This window comes from Bradyrhizobium sp. USDA 4341, assembly GCF_054063755.1.
This window is the reverse complement of record NZ_JBSSGO010000002.1, coordinates 9274015-9295561: the sequence shown is the minus strand read 5'-3', so window position 1 is coordinate 9295561 and position 21547 is coordinate 9274015. Positions and strand designations below refer to the sequence as shown.

General features: G+C 58.1%; 16 protein-coding genes. 4 read left to right on the top strand and 12 right to left on the bottom strand.

The window, feature by feature from the left end; genetic code table 11:
* Positions 1 to 51: 51 nt before the first annotated feature.
* Genes ACVIGB_RS49050 through ACVIGB_RS49030 form a run of 5 tightly spaced genes read right to left on the bottom strand, consistent with a single transcriptional unit; the run spans position 52 to position 4827 of the window.
* Positions 52 to 1032 (bottom strand): glycosyltransferase, encoded by a 981-nt coding sequence (locus ACVIGB_RS49050; protein WP_456723834.1) that lies wholly within the window; start codon positions 1030 to 1032, stop codon positions 52 to 54.
* A 2-nt stretch (positions 1033 to 1034) separates the two neighbouring features.
* On the bottom strand, positions 1035 to 1796 hold the full coding sequence (locus ACVIGB_RS49045; RefSeq protein ID WP_456723835.1) for a hypothetical protein: 762 nt from the start codon (positions 1794 to 1796) through the stop codon (positions 1035 to 1037).
* A gap of 2 nt (positions 1797 to 1798) precedes the next feature.
* Positions 1799 to 3016 carry a DegT/DnrJ/EryC1/StrS family aminotransferase gene (locus ACVIGB_RS49040; RefSeq protein WP_092125488.1) on the bottom strand — a complete coding sequence of 406 codons (1218 nt, stop codon included), beginning with the start codon at positions 3014 to 3016 and terminating at the stop codon, positions 1799 to 1801.
* Entirely contained in the window at positions 3006 to 3608 is a 603-nt protein-coding gene (locus ACVIGB_RS49035) for a sugar transferase (protein WP_244549904.1), read from the bottom strand. The genes ACVIGB_RS49040 and ACVIGB_RS49035 overlap by 11 nt, the downstream gene beginning before the upstream one ends.
* Positions 3609 to 3651: 43 nt before the next feature.
* Positions 3652 to 4827, bottom strand: a complete 1176-nt coding sequence (locus ACVIGB_RS49030) for a Gfo/Idh/MocA family protein (RefSeq protein ID WP_456723837.1) — start codon at positions 4825 to 4827, stop codon at positions 3652 to 3654.
* Positions 4828 to 5515: 688 nt separating this feature from the next.
* Between ACVIGB_RS49030 and ACVIGB_RS49025 the strand changes: the two genes are divergently transcribed.
* From ACVIGB_RS49025 to ACVIGB_RS49015, 3 genes are all read left to right on the top strand, one after another.
* Positions 5516 to 7258: a hypothetical protein gene (locus ACVIGB_RS49025; protein ID WP_456723838.1), complete on the top strand. Its 1743-nt coding sequence runs from the start codon at positions 5516 to 5518 to the stop codon at positions 7256 to 7258.
* A 430-nt stretch (positions 7259 to 7688) separates the two neighbouring features.
* Positions 7689 to 8951 carry a nucleotide sugar dehydrogenase gene (locus ACVIGB_RS49020; RefSeq protein WP_456723839.1) on the top strand — a complete coding sequence of 421 codons (1263 nt, stop codon included), beginning with the start codon at positions 7689 to 7691 and terminating at the stop codon, positions 8949 to 8951.
* A complete protein-coding gene (locus ACVIGB_RS49015; protein ID WP_456723840.1) occupies positions 8932 to 10191 on the top strand; it encodes a glycosyltransferase family 4 protein in 1260 nt (419 codons plus the stop codon). The genes ACVIGB_RS49020 and ACVIGB_RS49015 overlap by 20 nt, the downstream gene beginning before the upstream one ends.
* A gap of 287 nt (positions 10192 to 10478) precedes the next feature.
* Here ACVIGB_RS49015 and ACVIGB_RS49010 read toward each other — a convergent pair whose 3' ends face one another.
* The 3 genes from ACVIGB_RS49010 to ACVIGB_RS49000 form a co-directional block, all read right to left on the bottom strand.
* Entirely contained in the window at positions 10479 to 11282 is an 804-nt protein-coding gene (locus ACVIGB_RS49010; protein WP_456723841.1) for a heparin lyase I family protein, read from the bottom strand.
* 478 nt (positions 11283 to 11760) lie between these two features.
* Positions 11761 to 12918, bottom strand: coding sequence for a glycosyltransferase family 4 protein (locus ACVIGB_RS49005; RefSeq protein ID WP_456723842.1), 1158 nt, complete (start codon positions 12916 to 12918; stop codon positions 11761 to 11763).
* Positions 12919 to 13059: 141 nt separating this feature from the next.
* Entirely contained in the window at positions 13060 to 13947 is an 888-nt protein-coding gene (locus tag ACVIGB_RS49000) for a hypothetical protein (protein ID WP_456723843.1), read from the bottom strand.
* A 376-nt stretch (positions 13948 to 14323) separates the two neighbouring features.
* Between ACVIGB_RS49000 and ACVIGB_RS48995 the strand changes: the two genes are divergently transcribed.
* Positions 14324 to 15583 carry a serine hydrolase domain-containing protein gene (locus ACVIGB_RS48995; RefSeq protein ID WP_456723844.1) on the top strand — a complete coding sequence of 420 codons (1260 nt, stop codon included), beginning with the start codon at positions 14324 to 14326 and terminating at the stop codon, positions 15581 to 15583.
* A gap of 166 nt (positions 15584 to 15749) precedes the next feature.
* Here ACVIGB_RS48995 and ACVIGB_RS48990 read toward each other — a convergent pair whose 3' ends face one another.
* The 4 genes from ACVIGB_RS48990 to ACVIGB_RS48975 all read right to left on the bottom strand — a co-directional run bounded on the left by ACVIGB_RS48990 (position 15750) and on the right by ACVIGB_RS48975 (position 21406).
* The gene (locus ACVIGB_RS48990) at positions 15750 to 17204 is read right to left on the bottom strand and encodes an oligosaccharide flippase family protein (protein WP_456723845.1); all 1455 of its coding nucleotides are present in this window, start codon (positions 17202 to 17204) and stop codon (positions 15750 to 15752) included.
* A gap of 277 nt (positions 17205 to 17481) precedes the next feature.
* Complete coding sequence (locus ACVIGB_RS48985) at positions 17482 to 18705, bottom strand: glycosyltransferase family 4 protein (protein WP_456723846.1); 1224 nt, start codon at positions 18703 to 18705, stop codon at positions 17482 to 17484.
* A 295-nt stretch (positions 18706 to 19000) separates the two neighbouring features.
* Positions 19001 to 19765: an FkbM family methyltransferase gene (locus ACVIGB_RS48980; protein WP_456723847.1), complete on the bottom strand. Its 765-nt coding sequence runs from the start codon at positions 19763 to 19765 to the stop codon at positions 19001 to 19003.
* Between the two features lie 288 nt (positions 19766 to 20053).
* Entirely contained in the window at positions 20054 to 21406 is a 1353-nt protein-coding gene (locus ACVIGB_RS48975) for a hypothetical protein (RefSeq protein ID WP_456723848.1), read from the bottom strand.
* Positions 21407 to 21547: the final 141 nt, after the last annotated feature.

The following is a 21547-nucleotide window of genomic DNA, read 5'->3' as shown; positions in this document are numbered from 1 at the left end:
CCGGCCGAAGCGATGATCCCGGCGACGACGTCTTCTCCACGAAGCGCATTGCTATCGTCCGCTCCGTAGCAAACGCCTGCCTACCGTACTTGCCCTGAAGTTCGACAGGACGTCGGCATATACTCCGACGATTCTTTCCACGGTGAGCGCCTGGTCGTATCTCGCCACTGCCGCCCGCCCCTGAAACTCGCCGTTCAGCGACCAATCAAAGGCCTCTCGAAGGCTGCGCGCAATCGTGCCGGCGTCCGGCGGACATATCCACGTCCCCGCGATGCCATTTAGCTGTTCACGGACGTCGCCGACATTGGTCGACACCACCGGAAGATTGCACGCGAGAGCTTCCTTGATGGAGGTCGGTGACCCCTCATAATCCGAGCTGAGAAGCAGGGCGTTTGCCGCGCTGTAATACCAGGGCATATCCTCGTTCGGCACATTGGTGACCGTCATCAACTGCGCGTCGACGCCCTCCTGCACCAGTCGGTCGACTGACGCTCTGGCCAGATCATATCGCTTCTCAGGGCGTGTCGGATCAAACGGAAACAGAACGACGAATTTGTCGTTGGGCCATTGCAGCCGCGCTCGCGCTTCGTAGCGGTCGTACGGCCTGAATACGTCGAGGTTGACCCCACAGGGAATCACGGTTCCGGGAATCCACTTCCGCATCTCCTCTGACACGACGATAACGGCATCGGCGAAATGCGAGACAAGCCGCGTCGACAGCCTTTCAAGGATATTCCCGAGTACATCGGTTCCGTGCAGCGTGATGACGAGCGGCGCCCGCAACCGAAACATGGCGGGATAGGCCGAATATCCGTAGTGCGCATGGACGATGTCGTATGTCGTCACGCCAGTCATTCGCATGACATCAAAGCTGCCCTTCAGATAGTTCAGCTTCGACTGGGACCCGACAATATTGATCACGTCGACCGTATGGCCGAACCGACGCAGCTGCTCTACCTGCTGGTACACGAAGGCTCCGGACCCTGGTCGCTCCGGGCTCGGATACATATTGGTGACACAGAGGATCCTCACGATTACTCCCTTGAGGCTTCGGCAGAGCCGCCGGCCCCGTTGAGCTTTCGTCGAATTTCCGCGGGGACGCCCGTCACGAGCGTGTTGTCAGGCACGTCCTTCGTCACCACCGCGCCGGCGCCGACGATAGCGCCAATACCGATTCTGACACCCGGCAGGAGGTTGGCTCCCACGCCGATCGCCGCGCCGCGCGCGATAGTGGGCCCGAGCATCGGCGAGCCATCGTAGCCGTTCCGGCCGATCGCGTTGTCGTTCGAAGTGCCGACGCAGCCCGATATGAACACGTCGTCTTCGATCGTCATATTGCCGGCCAGCCAGGTATGATCCTGCACACGAACGCGATCGCCAATACGCGTATTGTAATTGACCGTGACGTAACGTCCGACAACCGTCTTCGAGCCGATCCGCGATTGCTCACGGATCGAGGCGCCATCACCGATCAAGGTCCCCGCGCCGAGCGAGACGTCGTAGAAAATGACCGCATGCGGTCCAATTGAACAATCGGCGCCGATATCGATCCACGCCTCAAAATGCGGCGCCCGCGACAACGCGCCGGCACCCTTGGGCACTTTCCCGATATAGGCTCCCGGGAATATCTCGACGTTGTCCCCTATTCTCGCGCCGCTCTCGATCACGACATGCGGGTGAATGACCACCCTGTTGCCGATCGTGACACCTGACCGCACCACGGCGAACTCGGCGATCGTCACGTCCGCACCGATCGCCTCGGTCTCGACCACCGCCCGTGTACTGATCCGATTCATCGTCACACCTTCCCGCCGTCGGCGTGCATCGCGACGGGCCTCCGCTGCAGTTCCTGGTGACTTTCGCGCTCCGCAACGGCAATCACAGTCGCAGCGATACGGCGCACCTGGTCGCGCGTGAGCTCCGGGAACATCGGCAGAGACAATGATCGAGCAGCCATCGCTTCGCAGCACGGCAAATCGCCCTGCTTGTAGCCGAGATAGGCGAACGCCGGCTGCAGATGCAGCGGCACCGGATAGTGGATTCCGCTCGCGACGCCAACCTCGTCGAGCCGCTTGCGCATTGCGTCCCGTTCGTCCGTGGTGATCACGTACAAGTGGTAGACGTGCGTAGATCCCGTTCGGACGAAAGGTGTCTTGATGCCCGGATGTCTCAACTCCGCGGTGTACCACTCCGCGGCACGCCGCCGATGTTCGTTCCACTCGTCCAGGCGTCGGAGTTTGACCTGCAGAACTGCGGCCTGGAGAGCATCGAGCCTGCTGTTAAACCCGACCTCTGCGTGGTTGTAATGGGTGGTTCGACCGTGGTCGCGCAACCGTTCGATCCGCTCGGCGATCGCTGCACTGTTGGTGGTGACCGCTCCTCCATCGCCATATGCACCGAGGTTCTTCCCCGGATAAAACGAAAAGCAGGCTACATCGCCGAGCGCCCCGGTTCGGATCCCCTGATACTCCGCTCCATGCGCTTGGGCCGCGTCTTCAATCACGAAGAGGCCGCGCCGTCGTGCGATGTCCTTGATTGGGCCCATGTCAGCCGGCTGACCAAAGAGGTGGACCGCAACGATCGCCTTCGTGCGGCTTGTCAGCGCCCGCTCGATCATCCTCGGATCGATCGTGTGGGTATCGGGATCGATATCGACGAATACCGGCTGCGCTCCGGCCGCTACGATCGCCGCGGCCGTGGCGATGAACGTATGGGCGGTTGTAATCACCTCGTCACCATGGCCAACACCCAACGCCCGCAGCGCCAGATGAATCGCGTCCGTGCCGCTCGCCACACCGCGCGCATAGGGCACCTGGCAATAGGCAGCAAAATCTCGTTCGAACGAAGCAACTGCCTCGCCGCCGATGAACTGCGTGGATTCGAGAACGCCTCGAATGGCCTCGGCCACCTCATCCTTTAGGGTCGCATATTGTGCCTTGAGATCTACGAACGGAATTTTCATTTTTTCAAACCTCACCAGATTCCAGATCCATTGCCCGAGAACCTCATCGAGCACCGTGGCCCCGCAGCACCGCGGGAACCGTTAGGGCAATCAGCTTCAGGTCGGTCCACAAGGTCCAGTTCATTGCATATTCGACGTCCATCTCGAGCATCGCGTCCGGGCCCAGGCGACCACGGCCGCGAACCTGACAAAGTCCGGTGATGCCGGGCTTCACGATATGACGTTGATGATGCCAGTCGCGAAAGTACTCGAGTTCATAAGGTATCGCGGGCCGCGGGCCGACGATGCTCATTTCGCCTCGCAATACGTTGAGCAGTTGCGGCAGCTCGTCGACACTGGTTCTCCGCAGCACCCGCCCCACGCGCGTCACGCGAGGATCATCTGTCAGCTTGTATGGGGCATCAGGGTCGTTCGAGAGAACCTCCTTCGCCCAAACCCTGCGAATAGCGTCGCGATGGACGTTTTCGTCGGCCTTGTGACGAAGCGTCCGGAACTTGAAGCAATTGAATGGCTTCTCGTCTCGTCCGACCCGGCGCTGGCAAAAGATCGCCGGCCCGGGACTGTCGAGGCGGATCGCGACCCACACAGCTACAAGGAACGGGGCCAGCAAGAGGATCGCGGTGACGCTCACAACGATGTCAAGCACCCGCTTAACCAATTCCCGCGGGCTCGCCTTCCATCGCAAGGCTTCATCTAACGACAATTTCGGCAGCCCCGGCCGACGCGTTCCGCCGCAGAAACGCCGGTTGACGTGTTCCGTTGCCACGGTGCTCCTGGTTGAGCCGCAGACAGTCCGATGCAGCTTCGAGCGCTTCGACGACGCGCAGGCCATGCGCTCCGTTCGCAACGGGCTGCGTTCCGGTCTTGATTGCGTTGACGAAGTCGAGCAACTCGAGCTTCAGCGGCTCGCTGCCGGATATCGCGGGGATATGAACATCGCCATGATGATAGGCCGACTGGAAGTCGGCGTATGAATCGCCGTTGATCCGTGGCCTGAAGCGCTTCTGGTAAACGCGAACCTTCTCGGACGGCTCCACGTCGTCGAACACCAGCATGGCATCGCTACCGACGACCGTGATCTGGCGCACCTTGACGGGGTCCAACCATGAAACATGCACATGGGCGGTCGGCCCGCTCTTGAAGCCCAACTTGGCGTAAACGACGTCCTCGACATCCGGCAGAACGTGCGCGCAACCCCAAGCGCCGATGTTGTGCGCGACCTCCTCGAGCAGGAAGAAGATGATCGAGAGGTCATGCGGCGCCAAATCCCACAGGACATTGGCATCGGGCCGGTAGAGGCCAAGATTCAGACGCCGCGAATCGATGTAGTAGAGCTCGCCGAGAGAGCCGCTTCGAATCATCTGGCGCATGACACCCACCGCCGGATGGTACTCGAACGTGTGCCCGACCATCAGCACGCGCTTCCGTTCTTCGGCTATCGCAATCAGTTCGCGGCAATGCGCGCTCGTCATGGCCAACGGCTTCTCGACGAGCGCGTGCTTTCCGGCCTGGAGCGCTGCCCGCGCCAGCTCAAAGTGCGTCACGGCGGGGGTGGCGATAATCACCCCGTCGACGGACGAGCTGTTCAGGATCGCATCGAAATCACGCGAAACAGCGACATTGGGATACTGTGATTTCACGTATTCCAGTCTGTCAGACCGCATGTCGGCGGCCATCGACACCCTTGCGCCGATATCGTGGCCAACACGGATGTGTTTTGCGCCCCAATAGCCGCAACCGATGACGGCGAGCGATGGACCGGCCTTTGCGGTCTCAATTTCCGCGCCGCCGGTCTTGTTCTCAGTATCAATCAAGCCAGGAACGAATTTGGAATATAATTGTTTCGACATGTTTGCCACAATCACGCCAGAGGAATGCAATGGTGAAATATCAGTATCCTCACGAGCACGGTTATCTCGCCATGTTGGCTCCCTAATTGAAGGCCTTAGCGTGCGTCGAATTAGGATAGCCGGTTGGGCACGCGCGCCGCTGTAGAACACGGATTATGACCCACGCCCATCGGGGGTACCCCCGCCCTTCCGTGGGCAAACCAGGAGCTTCGCACGCAGTGCAATAGCCGGACCTGGTGCGTCCAAGAGCTGGGCACCATGTTGGAATCAATCACGTTTTTTACTTGCAATACTGGTCGGCACGCTCGGACGGACAACAGCACGCGGCCGTCTCCGCATCACGCCCCCGCGAATGCCTCACGTCGGCAATTCGCTTGCGGCAACCCGACGCGTCGCATGGTGCCCGACGCAGCGCTCTCGCAGAATGTTAGTGCCGCCAATCTAGGTTCACGCCGGCCGCGGGATTCACAAATCCCTGACTGCGAAAGGCCTGATCTGATCTCGATAAGCCCGCCGTACCGCATACCGCAGATTAGTTAGGCGGGGACCACCATTGCGCAGCCGTCCCATAGTGGAAACATCGCCATCTTTCGGATAGGATTCCGCAAAAGAGGCGCCAAGCGCGAGGTCACGAACAATCTGCAGGAGGCCTGGTGGCCTTACCAACAGATGAGGCACAACCCACGGATGAAACGCCAACGCCATGGCCAAAGGCACTTCGATCGCACTCCTGCTCCGCGGTAGCGCTCCATCGACCAATGATCGCAACCTGACCGAGATTCTTGATCTGTTCGAAATTCCCTGGACTGCGCTGACAGTCGACGAAGCGCGCGGGGACAACGTAGCTGCGCTAACAGCAGGTCATCAGCAATTCTCCGTCCTGACCTCCGCGGCCTGTCTCGGCGAAGTCCTACAGTGCAACAAGACTGAGGCGCTTCCGACGTGGTTGGCGGCAGCCAATTCAGTTTTCGTCTATGGATTTCAAGCCGCGGATCCCTGCAGGTCTCTGTTGCGCCAGATCACCGGAGATCCCGAGGCGGAAATCCGCGGCTCTGGTCAGTGCCCGACGACCGTATCAGTCACCGATTCTTTTCCCGAAATGTGCGGCCCGATGTCGGGACTGCAAATCCAACTGGAGCGGGGCGCCGATACCACACTCGCCGTCCGCAATAGCAACCTCCAGAGCATCGTCGGAGTGCGCGAGGGGCATCTGTTCGCCGAGTTCACCTATTCCGGCGTCCGCTTTTTTGCTGACTCGTCACTGACGATAGTGGACATTCGCGACCGCGCAGCAAGCTACTTCGATGTGAAGAAGTGTTTCGCCGGCGCGGTGCCGATCGTGATGTATCTGAAGTGGGCGTTCCGCGACGTTTGCTTGACGAGCGTTGAAACAAGCGCTTGCCTGATCATTGACGATCCACCTTTGTGGCCGCGGTACGGTCTCCTCGATTTTGATGACCTACTGCAGCTTGCTGACAAGCTGGCATTCGCAACGACCATTGCCTTCATTCCATGGAACTGGAGACGAACAAACCGCGACACTGTTGCCGCCTTTCGAGAAAGCAGCGGGAAATTGTCCGTCTGCGTACACGGCTGCGATCACACAGGAGGTGAGTTCGCAGCCCGCTCGCCCGAGCTGCTCGACAGAAAGCTGAAAACCGCCAGAACGCGGATGCAGGCCCTTCGCCAGAACACCGCGCTTGACCACGAAAACGTGATGGTTTTCCCGCAAGGGGCATTCTCGCCCGAGGCCGCCTCGGCGCTCAAGCGAAATGGCTTCATCGCGGCCGTCAACACCGAGGTCGCACCAGCCAATGATGCCTTGAACGAAACGACACTCGCTGATCTCTGGAGTGTCGCCATTGTCCGGTATGGGAGCTTCCCGATCTTTACCCGGCGATACATTGACCACGGCATCGAAAACTTCGCGTTTGACGGACTCCTGGGCAAGCCGTGCTTCATTGCCGGACATCACGACCTTCTCCGCGGCCGGGGTAGCGAACTGGCGACATTTCTCCGGCTTCTCGCATCCTTGCAGTGGAAACTCTGCTGGCGACCTCTCGAGGACGCCGTTCGCCGCAGCTACGGCATTCGATCCGACGGCGAAACAATCCTGGTAAGGATGCTTGCCGAGCGGCTTCTCTTCGAGAACGGCGGGCCCAAGACACGACGAATTTGCGTCATGAAGCGCGAGCCACAGGCCGCTTCCTTAAAGGGTATTGAAGTCAACCAAGACATGGTCGCGTACGAATACACGGACGGACATGTTCGAGTGATGGTCGATGTCCCGCCGGGCGGCGCGGCGGATATACGGTGCATCTATCGCGAACAGTTGCATGGTTCGCCCGTCTCGGAATCGATCCGATACCGGTTCGGGGTGGCCATCCGGCGATATCTATCGGAACTTCGTGACAATTACGGTCACCTGCTTCGTTCTCGCGCGTAGCCGGAGACGAAACAAAGCGACGCGATCAAGCCGCTTCGGCCCAGACACATTGCCTCTATCAAGAAGCTTCGAGCGTGGGCGCCCCCCTGCCGCTCGCCCCTCCAACTTGTCAGCCTCTCGGCGGCGGCTACCACGCGTTTCCAAAGGCGGCTGAAGTGGACACCGTCTCGAGCACTCGATCTCTTGCTTCTAGCGCCGTTTAAGTCCGCCTTCGCCTGCCGAAACCGGAATAGGTAGCCCGAAAAAGTTCAGGCTCCGCAAGCCTGAACGAATACAATCGGGCTGCACTTTGGAAGGCGTTGCGGACGCGTAGCGCGCTCTCAGAATACCTGCCCGAAGACTGTCTCTGAATGAAGCCGTCGACCTTGCAGACAACCCCTAAACAGCCGCCAGCGTTGCCGGCGCAACCTGATGCGCGTGATGGATCCAGATGAAAATAGCGGTGTTCGGACTCGGTTACGTAGGCATGACGGCAGCGGCTTGCCTCGCAAGGCAAGGGCACGAAGTCATCGGCGTCGACATCAGCGATGAAAAAGTCGCGATCGTCAATGCGGGAAAATCTCCAATCACGGAACCCGGCCTCGATCAACTTGTCGAATCCGCCGTCCGAAAGCGCCTGCTGAGCGCGACGAAGGACGCGAGCGGGCATCTCGACGGCTGCACGTTGGCAATCGTGTGCGTGGGAACACCCAGCGCGCCGGACGGATCTCACAACATGAGCTTCGTCGCTGAAGTTTCCCATCAGATCGCAGACCTCATCGGCCCCACTCGCACGACACCGCTAACTGTCGTGTTTCGTTCCACGATGCGGCCCGGCACTATCGAGGATCTGGTTCTCCCGATTTTCGAAAGCGCATTGAACGGCAGGATGGAGCTCGTCGAGGTCGTCTATAATCCCGAGTTCTTGCGCGAGTCGGTAGCGATCGAAGACTTCTTCAATCCGCCGAAGATCGTGGTCGGAACAAAGGACGGGGAACGGTGCCCGGTCCTTGACGAGTTGAACGCGAGCATCGCGGTCCCCGTCTTCTACACCACCTATCGTACGGCGGAGATGACCAAATTCGTCGACAACTCGTTCCACGCAGTAAAGATTGCCTTTGCCAATGAAGTCGGTCGCGTTTGCGACAAGCTCGGCATTAGCGCGACTACCGTGCACAAGATTTTCGTTTCCGACACCAAGCTCAACATTTCACCCTACTATTTGAGGCCGGGCGGCGCATTCGGCGGTTCCTGCCTGCCCAAGGACGTTCGCGCGCTCCAATACATCGCAAGCGATGTCGGGGCGCATACCTGGCTCGTGGATTCGGTGCTCAGATCGAACGACGAGCACAAGAATTTCCTGTTTGAGAATTGTCTGAAGGCAGTCCCGCCCGGCGGACGCGTACTTATGCTGGGGCTTGCCTTCAAGGAGAACAGCGACGATCTTCGCGAAAGTCCCAATATCGACCTGGCTCGCAAATTCCTCCGTTTGCACATCGGCCTGTCGATCTACGATCCACACGTCGAGCCGTCGAAACTGCTGGGGCAGAACCTTGGCTATGCGTTCGCCAATTTGCCCGCCCTCCGCAAGTTGCTGATCGCAAAGTCCGCCGCCGAGTCCGAGCTATTCGACCTTGTCATCGATACCCGAGGGTGGGCGAAGCAAATGGCGCTGAACGCAAAACGGGTAATTGATGTCAACACTCTCTCATGACGACACCGTTGTGCGCAAATCCGAGCAAGCGGGCGTCGGCTCGGTTCGTGGCCGGGTCCTGATTATCGTCGAGAATCTTCCAGTTCCGTTCGACGGTCGGGTGTGGTCGGAAGCGACGACGTTGGCGCGGCATGGCTACGAGGTGTCTGTGATCTGTCCCAAGGGACCAGGCGCAACGGCCTCATTCGAGATGCTCGAGGGAGTAGCAGTCTATCGCCATTGGATGCCTGCGGAAGGTCGCGGGGTGCTGGGTTATGCAATAGAGTACAGCGTGGCGCTGTTCTGGGAATTCGTGTTGAGCGTGAAAGTTCTGGCGACACGCGGATTTGACGTAATCCACGCGTGTAATCCGCCCGATCTGATTTTCCTGGTCGGTGCGTTTCATAAATTTCTGTTCGGGAAATCTTTTGTCTTTGATCAGCATGACGTCAATCCGGAGCTCTACGAGGCGAAATTCGGACGTCGTGGCCTTCTTTGGCGCGTCATGGTTCTGCTCGAACGCGTCACATTCGCGTTGTCGGACGTATCGATTGCGACCAACCAGTCGTATCGCGCTATTGCGATTGACCGGGGCCGAATGCGCCCGGATCGTGTGTTCGTTGTGCGCTCCGCTCCGAATGTGTCCCGCGTTCGCTCGCTTCCACCGGACCCCGCCTGGAAGAAGGGACGACAGTATCTTGTCGGATATGTCGGTCTTATCGCGAGACAGGAGGGGCTCGACCTGTTGCTGGATTCAATCAAGCACATCCGCAGCACACGGAACCGCGATGATATCCAGTTCGTGATCGTCGGAGGCGGACGGGAATTGGAGGACCTCAAGAAGCTTGCGATGGCGCTCGAACTGGATGACGTGGTCACATTCACCGGCCGTGTCGATGACGACACTCTATTCACCATTCTGTCGACGGCGGACGTCTGTGTAAATCCGGACCGCCCCAGTTCGATGAACGACATGTCGACGATGCACAAGATCATGGAGTACATGACGTTGGGTAAGCCCATTGTCCAATTTGACCTCACAGAAGGCCGCTTTTCGGCGGGAGATGCATCGTTGTACGTGCAGAATGCTGACACCGCCGAGTTCGGCGATAAAATACTGGAGCTTTTGGAAGATCCGGCGAGGCGCGAAGCTATGGGCGCATTCGGTCAGAAGAGAATCAATGGCGAGCTCGCCTGGCATCATGCATCGACGAAGCTTTTGGCGGCCTATGAAAAGGTATTCAAGCTAAGGGATAGATGAGGACAGGCACCTGTTCTTTTGCATGTCAGCAGACGCCAGGTTTCCGTTGCAGAAAGCCCATCAGCGCAGACCACCAGACTGCGGCAGACCCGGCCATTGACCGTACGGCTGCCAGTTCATGGCTGATCCCAAGCGGCTCAACGTTGCACGCCTAATCCGCCAATCGAGAACGCCAGGCGGATAATCGCGCACTGAACAAAAGCCCAGCGGCAGATCGTTTTGCTTCATCGCGGCCGCATCCATCGGACCAGGGAAGCGGTGCCGCCGGCGACGTCGCGCACCGTGGGTCACGGTCGCTCTGACGATACAGGCGTCAGCGATCCGGTCGTTATCATCAAGTTTCGGTAGTTGACGGCAACGGTCTCGGGTGCCGCCGACCGATAGATTCCGAATTCCCAGTTGGTGCCGACCCCAAAGCCCAGCGGCCCGCTGTAATTCACGACCGGTGCCCCATCGATCCAAACTTTCAGGTAGCCGGTCGTGTCGTTCGAGAATTGGGCCTGTACTTTCACGTCGTGATACTTGCCGGTCACGATCGGGTTGGGGTCGGTCCAGAGTGTCTTGGTGACGACGAAGCCTGCGCCGTTGCTCGGATTCTTGCCCGGCGGGCAGTAGCGCACAAGCACCTGCAGGTGATCGCCCTGCATGTTCAGCGCGACCGGAGGCGAGGTTCCGACGCCCGAGGCGTCATCGTCGTTGTGCCACTGTCCGACGATGAACCAACCGGTCGCGCTGTTGACGAGCGCCCCGTTGCTACCGTTCGCCTCCACCATGAGCTGGTAGCTGAGCGTGATGGGCGTGGCGGCGGGATAGGTCACGGTGGAATTGATCTCGGAACGATCCACGGACGAGCTGTCGTACCACGCATGGTCGCCCTTGCGGACCTCGAAGCGCAGGGTTTGGGGATCGGGATTGGTCAGACTATAGCCCTGGTCTGCAACGTGAACGCCGTAGCTAACGTCGCCGATCTGAAAGCGGGTTCGCGGCTTACCGGAGAATGATGTGACCGACGAAACAGCCGTTCTGCTGGTTGCTGTATTCCCATCGGTGCCAGCAGCATTGTAGGTCTCGGCGGATGGGCCCTCAGCCAACAGTGTTCTCCGACCACCTGCATTGGCAATGCTCGATGTCGATCCATTAGAGATTTCCGCCACGCTCCCAGCCAGCGCGAAGATAAAGGGTAAAACTACTCTCATTGCCATCCCTGTTCGGTCCCGCGACCGTCGCAAACTGCGCAGTCATACTAAGGTAACCCATTCAAATCTCGATGCAATTTATCGAGGGGCTCAATCGAGGGAAAATAAGGACTACCGCCAGGGATCAGCTCGGAAAGAATGCATGATCAATTGCATCGCGACGCGGAGCCTTGCGGTCAACGTGTCTGCCTCGCTGGCGGATCACACTACCAGAGCGTCGATGGCGGTGGTGCCGATAGGACCCTTGTCTCGCTTGTTGACGCCGGACGCAAAATCACCGGACGCAAAATCAACGGGCGGATCCGATCAAGCGCCTCACCACGCGCGTCCCGCGTTGCTCATCACCGGTCTCGATGGACAACGAGCGAACGGCTCAGTGCATAACAGCTGCACCCAAGTGCCTCGACCTAGCGACAAGGGGTGTCAAAGCCGCCATCAATTCGTGAGTCTTCACCATCGGGGAGTGATTTGCCTTGACATAAATCTGGCATCGCCGACTGAGCGCGTTGTATTCACCCGCGTCCATATTCCAAATCTCACTCACAGATCTAGAAAGCGCCAACTCGTCTTCAACCGAAGCGCCGAGAACATGGCGTTCGACAATCGCATCCGGATCAACATGCCGGCGCGTCACGATGGGTGCGCCGACGGCCAGCGCCTCCAGAAATGCGTTTGAGAAGCCTTCGAAATCCGACGTACAGAGAAGCATTGTCGCTTCTGATAGAAATTTCTGAACGTCCGCCCGCCGCACATAGCCGACCAATTCCACGTTTGGCAGCTGACGCAAGCCATTCAAGGCGTCCATCGTCGATTGATCGGTATTGGGCGACGTCATCCCCGCCACGCGAAACTTGACGGCCGGCAATGCCTGGGCAATCCGGAAAAGCAAGGGCAGATTCTTCGGATAGCGGAAGACACCGAGCCAGGCAACGTACCCGCGTTCTGCGCGCGGCAAAGGAGCGGCCGCGTCCTCTGCTACGGCAAACGGATTATGCAGGACGTGGATTGGTTTGCCCGGAAAAAGCGCTGCCAACTTTCCGCGCTGATACTCATTCTGACAGAGAAACCCGGCGGTGCGATGCCGGGCCCACGAATAGGATATCCATTCATGGGATGGCAGAAGCGCTTTGCATCGCTCATCGACATCTATGTCACTCACAACGCGATAAACGAATGGAACCTTCAGCTGATCGGCGACGAACGCCATGATGGCGGTGTGTATTCCACATACTCCCTGGATCATAATATCCGGGCGATAGCTGCGGGCGGCCGCCAATACTTTCGGAATGTACGAATAGAAATACTTCGCGACCCGAATACCACGCGCGGGATCGTAGGTCTCTATGAGTTTGATTTGCTGTCCCGAACCTACGTGCTCCAGTGCGCCCTTCCAGGTGAGAACAGCGGTTTCGTGTCCGGCGTTCTCAAGCGCACGAAGCCAGACTGCGAGCTCGATCGCCCACCCGCCAATCGGGTAGTTCTCATCTTTCATCAGATAAGGGATGGAAAAATCCATCGAGAGAATACGCACCCGAAACCTCGTGCCTAATGGGACCGCACCATCAAAAGAAGCTCTGCGACGCTTTGCCCGCGAACTCGAGGTGTACGGCTTCTCAGTTCGTGTAGCGAAAGAGCAAGCCATGCCTTCATCGAGAAGCTCGATCGTCCCGCGTCATGCCGACAGTACGATACTCTCAATCTCACTCCCCTCCCGAAGCTTGGCCACCGTCTCAAATCTGTTTGCGCCATCAAGCCGGAAGAGCGTGCCGTGATTGGTGCCGTTCGCAAGCGTTCGATTCACAATGAGGAACGAACCGGCACCGACCAGGCGATCCCTCAGGTTGCCGACCGCGCCGCGCAACTGCGCTTCGTTGAAATAGCCATGATTGAGCAGATTTGACACGCGGATTGCGTTGAACCGGCCGCGCAGATGAGCAGGGTTAGGCGCCAGAATGTCATCTTCGGCAAAGCTCAGCCGAGCGTCGTCGCGGGCATGCGGGTTCACCAGAAGTACATCCTTCCCCGCTTCCCGCATGTTCGTCAGGGGCAGCAGCACGCCTGCAAGTGTGTTCAGCCCGGCGACCACGAATCCGGTCCCCTTGAGAAAATCTCGGGGACCATTCAGGTACCAGCGCACCGGACGGTCAGCAACGATGTGCTGAAGCACTTTGCCATCGCGATCGAGAAGGACCTCATATCCTGGCAACAGGCGCACGAGGCTCCCGCGCATGCACAGATCCGTCGCCAGGATCTTCGCCTCGATGCCAGCGCGCGTCAGGGCATCCGCCCATTCGACGGAGGAAATCCCTGATGATACGCCGACGTCCATGATCTGGCTCGGCCGGCTGCCGAGTTTCTTCCACTCATCGATAACGAGCTTATTGAGATCGTCGAGGCGATGATGATCGGTGGTCTTATAGGTGCCGTTCCGCAGGCGGATTGAGGCAAAGAACGCCGCCTCCTGTGTTTGCGTAAACGCATCACCTTCCGTCAAAAAATTCCTTGCATTCAAAACCACGCCGCCCCCAAAACCTCCGGAGAAGCGCATCAGGACCGTCATCTACTGCACCCTCTGCTCGGCTCGTCTCTCGGGATCGCTCGAACTCTATCGATTGAAGGCACACTGCTCCTGGTGCGCGCCGCTTCTCTCACAAGCATAATCTTTTGGGTCGATACGCGGCTCGACCCTTTCGGATTACCCATTCTCGATCGCAGCAAAAGCCGGGCCAGCCGGCTCCGAATGTGCGCCGACCAAGGAGAGTTCTGCAGCCGTCTGGAAAGGGGTTGTCTAGCTGTAGAAGCCGCGTGCGGCGGCGGATTGCACCGGCAGAGGCGGCGGTTTCAACGGTTGACGACGTCCCTACCGGACGTGCCGCCGTATTGCTAGAAATGCTCGCATGGTCCAATCCACCGGCCGCCCGCGGAGCTCCACGTCGATGATTCTCAACGTCGGCTGCAGCGCCTTGCTCGTCATCATAGGAAGCGTCGCAGCCCTCCAGGCTTCGCTTGCACAGGACGGCGCGCTCGCAGGCAGCAACGGCGACTTCGAACAGCGCATGCAGCGTATCGTGAATGGACTGCGGGCTGACACCGCGGCCGCACCTCCGATGAAACTTGCTGATCGGATGAACGAACTGCACGTTCCCGGCGTCAGCATCGCGGTGGTTCACGGCGGCGTAGTCGAAGCTCGGGGGTTCGGGGCTGCCAGCATTGGTGGTCCGCCTGTAACGCCTGAAACTTTATTCCAGGCGGCGTCGATCAGCAAACCGGTTACTGCTGTTGCGGCGCTCGCATTGGTTCAGGCCGCGAAGCTCGATCTCGATGGCGACGTCAATCTATCCCTTAAGTCCTGGAAGCTCCCTGTCAACTCGTTCACCGATCAATCGAAGGTGACACTTCGAAGACTGCTGAATCATTCGGCTGGCATAACCGTTCCATATTTTCCGGGATATCCTGCAGGCGCACCCATTCCGTCACTCGGCGACGTTCTCAATGGCGCGTCGCTGTTGTGTCGTGACCTAACCCGGTTCCAGCCGTCAGCGCACGATTGGTTTGCACTATGCGGTTCTGCAAATACCGCGCCTGTCCTTGTCGATCATGAGCCCGGCACACGGTTCGAGTACTCCAGCGGCGGCTATACCATTGTGCAGCAATTGCTCATCGACGTAACCGGCAAACCGTTTCCAGAATTGCTTGAAGAAGTTGTCCTCAAGCCGTTCGGGATGACCCACAGCAGTTTCCTACAGCCACTGCCCAAGAATGACGCTCCAATGGCCGCAACACCCTACCGGGCGACCGGAGAGCCGGTACCGGGCGGTCCGCATATCTATCCCGAGCTGGCTGCCGCAGGATTGTGGACGACACCTACTGACGTTGCACATTTTGCGCTGGGTGTGGTCCGCGCCTGGACCGGTCGAGATGCTTCCGTGCTGTCGCAGGCTACGGCTCTCCAAATGCTCACACCCGGCCTTGGCAACTACGGACTTGGTCCGATTGTACTAGGGGTCGCGCCGCATCGACGAATTCTACATGCAGGCGTCAACGACGGGTTCGTCAGCGTGATGACGATGTTCGAAAATGGAGATGGCGCTGTTATCATGACGAACGGGGATCAAGGCGGAGAGTTGGCCAACGAAATCATGCGCGGTATCGCAACCGAATACGATTGGCCAGATGGCCAGCCGAAGGCCCACTGACGAGTGAACGTCCCGCCGTGGCTCCTCACCTGCTCACGCCCGGCCTTTGTCGATCGCGCCTGGGAGGAGCATCCGCCGGGATCCGGATAAGGGCTGAGCCTCTCTCGATGGCCGTCGCGTCCTCGCGCTGATATTCAGGCAACCGCGCAATGCAGATCACCTTCCATCACGCCCCGAGAACTCCCCATTCTCTCCGAACCTCAGCCAGTGTTCGATAGTATCCGGTCACAAACAACATCGCCACATAACACACCAGAACCGCAGCCGGACCAACCAGCGCGGCAACCGGAACCGGCGCCTGCAGCAGATCAAACGAAAGCCGTACCAGCACTGCCGCCAACACCGATGCGACCAGAATTAGTCCAAGGTTCTTCCAATCCTGCAACCTTGCGATCGGAATGCTCATCACCTTTGAAAGTCTTCTGAGAAACAAGATATACACAACGAAAGTTGTGAATACCGACCCGATCGCCGCCCCCGGCAAGCCGTAGTACCAGACGCCGGCCAGGCTTGTTAACACGGCAAACGGAAGGATCACAGCTTCATAACGCATGTTGGCCGACCCCTGTCCAAATACATTGAGCAGAGTGGTAATCTCGGTCGAGATCAATGTTTGAATCAAATAAATGCGCAGCACCGGAGCGCCACTCACGTACTCCTTCGTAAACAGAAACTGAATGACTTCTTCCGCAAAGACGAACAATGCCGCGATGGCGGGGAACATGACCGCACTAATGATAACGTTGCCCTGATTGTTCAGCCGCAACAGTTCTTCGTGGCGCCCCAACGAATGGAAATGACTCATCTTCGGCAGGAGCAAGTTCCCCAGCCCGCCTCTCAAGACTTCGAACGGCATCAGGAGCATGGTTGCGATTGAAAAAATGCCGAACATGCCCGACGAAAACATCGTCGCGACAATCCAAAGTTCCGCCTGTTTCCGTACACTCCACAGCAAGCCGGCCACACCGAAAGGAAGGGCGTAGCGAAGCTGCGCGCGAAACTGCTCCTTCTCAATTGGGAAAAGTCGGATGCCGCAGTAGCGCGCAATGAAGACGGCAAGAAGTACTACGCGCACGCTAGCTGCAATCAACGCCGCGATCAGCACCTCTTCAAATCGATGAAAAACAACTGCTGCGGAAATTATCAGCGCGGCTCTCAGCACGGACGAAGCCAGGATTGCTTGCGCTTGCCAACGGATTCGCCCCACGGCGTTGGGTAACACATCCAGCAATAAGCCCAGATTCCACACGAACATGAACATCGCCAGCAACAACCCGTGGTCGTGCAGCAGATCCTTCATGCCCGATGGAAGGACAGGACGAAAGGCAAAAACCAGAAGCACCGCAACCGTCGTTACGGCGAGCAGGAACAAGACCGTCTGCCCGACGTAAACCCGCCGCCCCTCTGCATCCAGCCGGACAAAGAAGAAAAGCAAGCTCCGGGGCATGTTGAAGGAGAACAACAGGGCCACCGTGGTTACGAGTAGCCAGAACAGCCGATATTCGCCAAACGCCGTGGCGCCAATCGTTCGCACCAGAACGATCGGCGTCAACAACATGATGACCTGCTCGGTGTATTGTGCAGCCGAGAGTGCAATTCCTTGACGCAATATAGATGCCATGGGTCAGCGACCTACCGACGGCGTCGACGACCAAAGGCGCGAATCGGGGTCGGCGCACCTTCCAGGAAAGCGATCAGAACTCCCTGATGGACTTCCAGAAACACGGGACGGAACGACAATCGCACGAAGCGAACAACGATTTGATGGCAATTGGATCACTCTCGCCTCACCTTTCTCGAGCCACTCCTCATCAACCTCGTAGGATCGATCGATGCATCATCCTGTCAGACCACGGTCGTCAAACCGAAGGCAGCCATGACCGAACCTCTCGCGGCACTCACGCCGAGGCCAGGAGTGCATCCATGTCGCGAGCGACCCTTTTCCAGGTGTAGTGCTCCAGCATGACTTTTCGAGCACTCTGGATCATGGAATACCGAAGTCTTTCGTCTTCGATGAGCAGCTTGATCGCATCCGCAACCTTCTCGGGCTCGTCAGCTCGCAGATAATCGACGCCTTCTCGCGCCATGCCAAGCGCTTCGATGCCTACTCCCGTTGAAACCACGGCCAGCCCCATGGCAAACGCCTCAAGTACCTTGTTCTTTAATCCGCTGCCAATTCGCATTGGGTTTACCATTATCGGATACTCAGCGAGCACCGGACGGATGTCGTCGACGAATCCAGTAAGGCGAATGCCGTCGTCTCGCTTTGCTTCCTCCAGAAGCCAACTCTCCGCATCCTTGCCCACCACGCACCACTCAATTCCGGCCGGAGCCAAGTACGGTCGATAGACGTACTGGTAAAAGAACCGAACCGCATCGCTGTTTGGTTTGAAGGCAAGGTTGCCCCAAAATGCCACTCCCCTCCGCTTGGCGACACGCGCATTTGCGTCAAATGCGTCCATCAGGTCGGGCGAGACTCCGTTCGGTACCGTGCTGACGTTCGCAGTTCTGCCAGACAGCCTGCAAACAGTATCAGAATCGGCATCATTGACTGTTGTGACGTGGTTGAACCAAAGCGGCAAACACGCCTCCGCCCTTGCGCGGCGCGCGAGCATCAGGCGCGCGTCGAGACGCGTTCTCAGCTGCGCGGGCCACGGCGGAAAGAACTGTATTTGTCTGGTCAGCGTTAGGACTTCGCTGTCGATGAGATCAAAGAGTATCTTCTTATCGCTCGAAAACGGTCGGACGAACTCAGCAAGCACGAGGCAGAAGACAATCATGTGATCGATACTGTTCTCTTCGCAGAAGCCAGCTATCGCTTTGGTAACCGTTGAAAAGTGATCTGGATAAGAGAGCGAGAAGTAGTCTGAATCATTTCGACGGAAGTGCCTCTTCAGTGAGGGCCTGTGAGCCGGAAACTTCGGCGTTTTCGCACTTTTTTTGAAGACATCGGACAAGCCAACTAGGCTGGCGCTAGATTCGTCTGTTGAACCGAGGTTCACCGTCAAAAGGTACAGTTCATGCCGCTTCGCCAATTCGCGGCACAAGTGCCACACACGGAGGTCATGCCCGTTGGTCAGGCTTGCGAGCGGTTTGTGCGTTACAATTAGGATGCGCGTCACGACAATTCGTTTGTTCTCGACTGCGGTAGAGCGGCATCAGGCACAGCATGATGCGACTAGCCCTTGGCCTCGGCCCTTCATCTATCCAGTGGAGCCGAGCTTCCCAAGTCGATTTGAACTCATTTGGCCCTCGGGCGCAACGGGAGGTGGCGTTCCCAATGGAGCGCTGCGTGTCGCTGCGTTGCTCTTCGTGAGTAGTACTTTGGCACCGAGGAGCTGTGACGCGCGCCTGGCTTCCCCCTCGCGCACACGCTGTGTCGTGCGCGCGAGGGGAATCGGGACACCGGTGCGATCTCTACTGGGGCAGCGGACATTCATCGGGAATAATGAAGAAATTCCCTGTGAAGTTCTTGAGGCCAGATCCGGCAGGCTTGAGCATGCCATGCTCATAGCCGTACATACGGTAGCGCTCGCGTTCGAACATTGCACGGATCTCGTTGCGATTCTCTGGCTTCCATATCTCGCAGAAGATGAGCGGACGGCAGCGCCTTATCAGTTCCATACCTCCTTTCAGCACCTCGGCCTCGAATTCCTCGACATCGATCTTGATCGCGTGCACGTCCGTGCGTGTCTTGAGGTCCGGAACATCGTCGAGCGTCTCGATCTTGATCTGGAAGCGGATGCCTTCCTTGTATTCGGAGTGCCCGTCGTCGACTTGGCACAGGGCGTGTCGCTTAATGCCGCCTATCACGGGCATGATCATCGGAAGCGCTGCGGCCTGACGGCCCAGGCCGCATTCATGAACCGTCACGTTCGCGAGCGTATGCTGGGCGACCACGCGCGTCAGGCTCCTGAAGTTCTCGGGCCCCGGCTCGAACGCATGGACTCGGGAGCCGGGCTTCGTGGCCGCCAAGAAATAGGCCGTCACTCCGATATTGGCGCCGATGTCGAGGATCACGCCGTCGTTCGGCACCATGTTAAGAAAGTACAGAAAGTCGGCTTCATAACGAAACGTCTTTATCGTAGCGATGCGCGCTTGAGCGACGAAGAAGAGATAGTTGTCAAATCCGAGAGCGCCGATGAGCAGGCGCTGCGTGAGACGCTTGAGCGGCCCTATCACTGGAGCGCTCCCTGCGAGGCACAACGACAAATCGTTCCGGCCGGCTTGGGGCATATTCTGTACCGCCGGACCAGGCCCCAGATTTCGATCGGGCTTTTGCGAACCGCTATCTCTTGCCCGAACAGCGTCATGCTGGAATGCACCACAATTGGAACGATGCGAAGTGAAATGTCGCCATTAAGCGGGCTCGATTGCTTCGTTGCAAGACGGTCGCTCCGTTCAGAGACGGAGAACTGGAGTTACCTCCACCGGCTTGTCGTTGCGTTTGCGGCGCCCGCGTCACCCGCATCAAGCGGGACGCGGCTCATGCTGAGGTCTGGCGCGCGAAGACAGGCGTGCCAGGTTGACCATCATCGCGATGAGAAGGAACAGGTACATGTTCTCGAACGATGGAAATACCTCTCGCTCTGTAAACATGCTTATTCCATAGCCGACGATGCACGCAAACAAGGCCCAATACAGGTCGCTATGCAACCGTCGGCCGACACGCCACGCGGTTGATATCCCGACGCACATAAGAGCGAGAAGAATGCCGGTCGCGATCGCCCCACAGTCGAGAAAGAAGTCGATGATTGCGTTGTGTGCATGAGTAGCCTGTATAAGCGTTCCCGTGTACCAAGCTTCGCTGGTTATGATTCCGGACCGACCCGCGCCGAATAGAAACAGGCCGAGATCACTCGTCCATTCATTGAGTAGCGGGATCCAGATGAAATCTACACGGCCAGTAAGCAATTCATCAGCCGACACGTCCGAAGTCCCGTCGAAACCAATGGAAAGGATGGCATCCATAGTCGGCGCGATCCAGAGAACGGATGCGATGGCCACCATCGCGGCGCCGGCAGCCAGGACAGCGAATTTACGCTTGTAAATCAGAAGCAGAACATAGGAGCCCGCAACGGTTAGAAGCGCGCTGCGCGATGAGAGTAGAAGGAGCCCCAAAAGCGACAAGGCGACGGGCACTATCCAGAGTGAGCTACGAGTAAGTGCCTTGTACAGCAACAAAGGCGCCGTGCAGATGTATATCGTGCCCATCGTATTGTAGTGGATGCCGAAGTAGGCTTCACACAAATCGTTAACGGCGGCCCGCCCTGAAAGTGCGGCCGACGGATTCATGAGGGCGACGAAGATGAAGCTGGCCGATAGGAGTAGAATCGAAACGCAGATTGCGTTGACGACTGTCTCAATCTCCGAAAATGAGCGACATCGCTTCAGAATGAACAGAAACGGCACTATGTAGAACGCCGGAACCATGCCGTATGACATGATGTAATCCAGATAGGACTCTGGAAAGACATCCGGGAGGCGCTCGTGAAGCAGAGGCGCATTGGCGATCGATCTAGCGAAAGCAATGGCAAAGGTTACGAAATATAGCAGGAGAACGCGGATGGACGTCCGTTCAATTTTGTCGGTCGCTGATAAGAGCGAAACTCGGAATAACAAATAGACCAGGACTCCCGCCGACAACAGGTTGAAGGGCTTGCAGCCCTGGATGCCGAGTAGGTTCGTATTGACAAACGGCACTCGCTGAAAGGGCAGTATGAAAACGACCGCCAGAAAGAGCCATTTTGCACTTTGGCCGAGCGAATACGCAGACGCGCGATGATAGGGAGTTCCGCCACCATATCTTAGCGCAACGGTCATGACGGGCCGGCTCCTTGCCTTCCAGCGCGGCCGAACGCGAACGCACGGCTTCTCGGTGCGCAGCGGCTCGCAAGCCCCTGAAGCTCACCTCGAGCGAGCTTGAGCGGTTCTATCGACATGGCCACACCGCGTCGAATCCGC

What these genes read in the sequence shown, in the direction of transcription:
- ACVIGB_RS49020 (WP_456723839.1), top strand. Translation starts at nt 7,689, where the DNA reads ATGAAAATAGCGGTGTTCGGACTCGGTTACGTAGGCATGACGGCAGCG.
- ACVIGB_RS49025 (WP_456723838.1), top strand. Translation starts at nt 5,516, where the DNA reads ATGGCCAAAGGCACTTCGATCGCACTCCTGCTCCGCGGTAGCGCTCCA.
- ACVIGB_RS49000 (WP_456723843.1), bottom strand. Translation starts at nt 13,947, where the DNA reads ATGACGGTCCTGATGCGCTTCTCCGGAGGTTTTGGGGGCGGCGTGGTT.
- ACVIGB_RS49015 (WP_456723840.1), top strand. Translation starts at nt 8,932, where the DNA reads ATGTCAACACTCTCTCATGACGACACCGTTGTGCGCAAATCCGAGCAA.
- ACVIGB_RS48990 (WP_456723845.1), bottom strand. Translation starts at nt 17,204, where the DNA reads ATGGCATCTATATTGCGTCAAGGAATTGCACTCTCGGCTGCACAATAC.
- ACVIGB_RS48975 (WP_456723848.1), bottom strand. Translation starts at nt 21,406, where the DNA reads ATGACCGTTGCGCTAAGATATGGTGGCGGAACTCCCTATCATCGCGCG.
- ACVIGB_RS48995 (WP_456723844.1), top strand. Translation starts at nt 14,324, where the DNA reads ATGATTCTCAACGTCGGCTGCAGCGCCTTGCTCGTCATCATAGGAAGC.
- ACVIGB_RS49045 (WP_456723835.1), bottom strand. Translation starts at nt 1,796, where the DNA reads ATGAATCGGATCAGTACACGGGCGGTGGTCGAGACCGAGGCGATCGGT.